The organism is Micromonospora sp. B11E3 (genome assembly GCF_039871625.1).
In the GTDB taxonomy this organism is placed as follows: Bacteria; Actinomycetota; Actinomycetes; order Mycobacteriales; family Micromonosporaceae; genus Micromonospora.
The window spans coordinates 1-5,276 of sequence record NZ_JBDPMC010000155.1 but is presented as its reverse complement, the minus strand read 5'-3'; the positions used below and the strand labels follow the sequence as shown (position 1 = coordinate 5,276).

The window sequence follows — 5,276 nt, the reverse complement described above, 5'->3', positions numbered from 1 at the left end:
CCGCGGCGATCGGGTCCGCGGTGGACTCAGGTACGGCATCCCGGCCGGGCGCTGCGTCCGGCCCGGCCGGCAGCAGCGGCCCGGCCGATCTCGGGCTCGCCGCTGCCCACGGGCCGGCCGCGGAACGAATCCACGATCTCGCCAGCGGCGGCCACGGCCGTGCCACCGACGCCCAGCTGCGCCGGCTCGCCGCGGACATCGGTATCCAGGCGGCCTCGCCGGACGAGGTCCTGCCCCAACTGTTCGAGGCATCCAGGGGTATCGCCATGGCGGACACGTTCAGCGGCGTGTACTTCGCCGACCCGGCCGTGGCGGATCTGGACGCGGCGGCGGCGGACCGCACGGCGGCACAGGCGCTGCCGCGGGTGGACGGATGGTTCACCATCGCCGGGCACCGGAACCTGGCCGAACGGCTGGCCGACGATCCGGTGCGCCAAGCCCTGTTCCTACGGACGCTCACCGCCTCGCCCGCCTGGCAACACGCCGTCGCGCAGGCGCAACAGCGAGGCGGCGACACACCCGACATCATGCTCGTCTGGTGCGACGCGGCATGGCAGGGACCGGGACAGGCCACCCCCTTCGGTGAATGGCTGCGCACCAAGCTGCGCGCCCGGCGGCTGATGTCGTCCACACACGAGGTAGACCAGATACCCGGCGAGCTGCGGCCACACGCGGACGAGCCGGCGCGGTCCGTGTTGTTCTCGGACGCTTCGGTGGAGCTGTTCGGACCGGATCTGGTGGAGGCGGTACGGACCGCGGACATCGTCGAGAACGGTCAGGAACCCGGCGTGCACTGGCCGCACCAGCAGGCCTTCACCGCCGCTGGCGGTCACCACCGGTGGGCCGGCTCCACCTCAGACGGGCAGTCGCCCGATCCAACGGAAAACGGCGACCCGTCTGCTCCTGGCCCGGCGTCCGCTGCCCAGTGGGTGCGCGACCCGTCGCAGGATCCAGGGACGGAGTTGCCGTCCTGGCCGGCCCCGCCGGCCGCGTCGTCCTGGACGGCGGGGTGGACGGGACCGGCGGAGCCGGATCCCGGCATTGATGTGACCGCCTGGCACGGTGCTGCGATGTCCACCGACTTCGGCCAGGACGGCGGCAGCGGGAACCTCGACGACTGGGCCCCCTACCAGGGGCTGGACATGGACTGGCAACCATTCCCAGCGGTGACCCACACCGACGCCGACACTCTCCCCGCCGGCGACACCCTCCATCACCCGGCCGACGAGCCACCCACCACCCCCACCCCACTCCCCCCCGACCAATCCCAACCCCAACCCACTGCGGGCAGCTGGGTGCGCGACCCGGATAGGGCCCGGACGCTGTTCAACCAGCACGCCGGCCACATCGCCACCACAACGCAGCAGCAGGAGCAGGAGCAGTTGCGGCGGTTGTGGAACGCCCTGATCGGCAGTATGGACGGCGACGGGTTCATCACCGTCAGCGAGCGAGCCCTCGCCCGTGCGGCAGGCACATCGCAGCAGACGGTGCATGACTGGATCGTGGCATTGCGCGGCCGTGGTCTGCTGCGGCTGGTCGGGGGAGGTCACGGTCGCAGGGCGGCGTGGTACAAGGTGACCGATCCGGGTCCGCCCCGGCAAGCATCGTTGCCGGCCCTTCCTGCGGGCAGCCAGTGGGTGCGCGACCGGAATGATGCCCGGACGCTGTTCGAGCAGCACGTCGGCGACATCGCCACCACAACGCAGCGGGATCAGCTGCGGCGGTTGTGGAACGTCCTGATCCGCAGTATGGACGGCGAAGGGTTCATCACCGCCAGCGAGTCAACCCTCGCCGATGCGGCATCCATACCGCCGTCGACGGTGCATGACCGGATCGGGGAATTGCGCGGCCGTGGTCTGCTGCAGCTGGTCCGGGAAGGTCACGGTGGCGTGGCGGCGCGGTACAGGGTGACCGATCCGGGTCAGCCCCGGCAAGCACCGGTGCCGGGCCCTGCCCCCGGACCGGACCGCCCGCAGGGTAGTGCGGACCTGTCCTGGCTGAACGACGGGGATACGTCGCCGATGCCCGGGCCGGTACCTGCCCCGCCGGCGGACACGGATCTGCCCGGGCTGCCCGGGCCGCTGGACGACCCGAACGCCCCCACCGCGTCGACCTGGCCGGAGGGGTGGGCGGGACCAGAGTGGCCGAATCCCGACATTGATGTGACCGCCCACGGTGCCGGGATGTCCACCAACTTCGGCCAGCCGCACACCGACAATCAGCCCGACGGCAGCGGGAACCCCGGCGCCTGGCCCACCTGGCAGATGGACCCAGCCGATCTGCTCAATCTGCTCCATCCGGCGTGGGTCGGCCCGCCCACGGCCGTGGACACGGAACCCGCCCCCGGGCCGCAACCGACGGATCCGTCCCGGCCACAGGCCCCGCCCGGCCCGACATCGTGGTCGCAGCCCAGCGGCGACCAGCCCAGCCAGTTCCCAGGGACGCAGCCGTTCCCGCCCGGACTGGGCGTACAGAATCCGGCACCTCAGTCGCCGATGCCCGGGCCGGTACCTGCCCCGCCGGCGGGCACGGGTCTGCCCGGGCTGCCCGGGCCGCTGGACGACCCGAACGCCCCCACGGCATCATCCTGGCCGGCGTGGCCGGCCGCGTCGTCCTGGCCGGCGGGGTGGGCGGGACCGGCGGGGCCGGTTCCCGACATTGGTGCGACCGACGGGCACGGTGCTGCGATGTCCACCCCCGGCCAGGCCGGCGCCGGCAGCGGGAACCTCGGCGCCTGGGCCACCTACCAGGGGACGGACATGCACTGGCAGCCATCCCCCGCACCCTCCCCAGCGGTGACCCGCACCGACGCCGGCACTCTCCACCCCGGCGACACCCTCCATCACCCGGCCGACGAGCCACCCACCACCCCCGCCCCACTCCACCCCGACCAACCCCAACCCCAACCCACTGCGGGCCGCCGCTGGGTGCGCAACCCGAATGATGCCCGGACGCTGTTCGAGCAGCACGTCGGCGACATCGCCACCACAACGCAGCAGCGGGATGAGTTGCGGCGGTTGTGGAACGTCCTGATCGGCCGTATGGACCGCGACGGGTACATCACCGTCAGCGTGCGAGCCCTCGCCGCGGCGACATCCACGCTGCCGTCGACGGTGCATAACCGGATCGGGGCATTGCGCGACCATGATCTGCTGCAGCTGGTCCGGGAAGCACACGGTCGCGTGACGGCGCGGTACAGGGTGATCGATCCGGGTCAGCCCCGGCAAGCATTGCCGGCCCTTCCTGCAGGCAGCCAGTGGGTGCGCGACCCGGATGATGCCCGGACGCTGTTCGACCAGCACGTCGGCCACAACGCCACCACAACGCAGCGGGATCAGCTGCGGCGGTTGTGGAACGTCCTGATCCGCAGTATGGACGGCGAAGGGTTCATCACCGTCAGCGAGCCAGCCCTCGCCGCGGCGACATTCACACCGCAGCAGACGGTGAATCGCCGGATCGGGGCATTGCGCGACCGTGGTCTGCTGCAGCTGGTCCGGGAAGCACACGGTCGCGTGGCGGCGCGGTACAGGGTGACCGATCCGGGTTAGCCCCGGCAAGCACCGGTGCCGGGCCCTGCCCCCGGACCGGACCGCCCGCAGGGTAGTGCGGACCTGTCCTGGCTGAACGACGGGGATACGTCGCCGATGCCCGGGCCGGTACCTGCCCCGCCGGCGGACACGGATCTGCCCGGGTTGCCCGGGCCGCTGGACGACCCGAACGCCCCCACCGCATCGTCCTGGCCGGAGGGGTGGGCGGGTGTACGGTGCCAATACCTGTCGCACCTGCAGTGAGCTGGGGCTTCATGGGAACGAGGCACCTTCGTGGTCATGGTCTTCCAGCTGATCTATCTGGTCGCGATCCGCCTGTTCGACGCTCTGCTCCTCGCGGCGCGCAGCGACCGCGCGGTGCTCGCGGAGCTGCTGGCCCTGCGCCACGAGGTCGCGGTGCTGCACCGTCAGGTCCACGGCCGACCACGACTGTCCTGGCCAGACCGGGCGATCCTGTCCGCGCTGGCCCGCCGCCTGCCCCGCACGGTCCGCATCCACCGGATCGTGACCCCGGCGACCCTGCTGGCCTGGCACCGCCGGCTGGTCCAACGCCGCTGGACCTACCCCCACTGCGGCAGCCGACCACCCGTCAGCGACGAAATCCGCGAGCTCATCCGCCGAATGGCCCGGGACAACCCCCGCTGGGACCACAAAAGAATCCAGGGCGAACTGCTCGGACCGGGCCACCGCGTCGGCCTCGGCACCATCCGCCGAATCCTGGCCCGTGACCGCCTCGGCCCCGCACCCCACCAGACCGACACGTCTTGGCGAACGTTCCTGCGCGCCCAGGCCACCGGCCTGCTGGCCACCGACTTCTTCCACGTCGATACCGTGTGGCTGCGCCGGCTGTACGTGCTGGTCGTCACGGAGATCGCCACCCGCCGGGTACACCTGCTCGGCGTGACCGAGCACCCGACCCAGGCATGGGTGACCCAGCAGGCCCGCAACCTGCTCATGGACCTCGGAGAACGCACCAACGACTTCCGGTTCCAAATCCGCGACCGCGACACCAAGTACGGGCGGACCTTCGACGCGGTCCTGACCGCAGACGGCATACGGGTGGTGAAGACGCCGCCGCGCACACCGAGGGCGAACTGTTTCGTGGAGCGCTGGGGCCGCAGCATGCGCGAGGAGTGCACAGACCACCTCCTCAGCTACGGCGAACGGCACGCCAGGACGGTACTGACCGAATACGTCCGACACTTCAATGATCACCGGCCGCACCAAGGCCACGGACAGGTGCCACCCAACCATGACCCGGGCGTCGCCGTGCCGATCGACGGCGTCGTTCGACGCCGACGGCGGCTGGGAGGAATCATCAACGAGTACCATCGAGCCGCCTGAACGAATCCTTGAACCCGCTGGTCAGCAGCCGGAATCTAGTTTTGGCACCGTACACGTTCAGCGCCCTTGGACTACATCAAGAACAAGTCAGAGCGGGCTCCAGATAACGGCCGGTGGTCTTCTTGCCCATGTCGAACCCACGGCATTCGCCGCCCTCACTGGATATGATCGACTGGGCGTCCAGCACCGCCGCTGTCGGCTCTGGCTCACGACCGGCCGCGACCCGCACCTGCCGGCGAAGCTCGTCGTGGATCGCGTCCCAGGGCCCCGGCGTTGTTTCTTTCTGTCCGGCTTGGTGATGGTTTGCTAGATGCCGTAGACGGCGAAGACATCGGTGCGGTTGTGTAGGTCGCGGCGGGCGTGGGCGATGTTGGCGCGTCCGGC

The 5,276-nt window shown here is 70.8% G+C and carries 1 protein-coding gene and 1 pseudogene; both read left to right on the top strand.

Translation table 11 applies throughout. The features are described 5' to 3' along the window. Positions 1-3,548 (top strand): annotated as a pseudogene (locus ABGB16_RS32985) (hypothetical protein); the annotation flags it as partial. A 279-nt stretch (positions 3,549-3,827) separates the two neighbouring features. Continuing rightward, on the top strand, positions 3,828-4,892 hold the full coding sequence (locus tag ABGB16_RS32980) for an integrase core domain-containing protein (protein WP_347671974.1): 1,065 nt from the start codon (positions 3,828-3,830) through the stop codon (positions 4,890-4,892). Positions 4,893-5,276 lie beyond the last annotated feature (384 nt).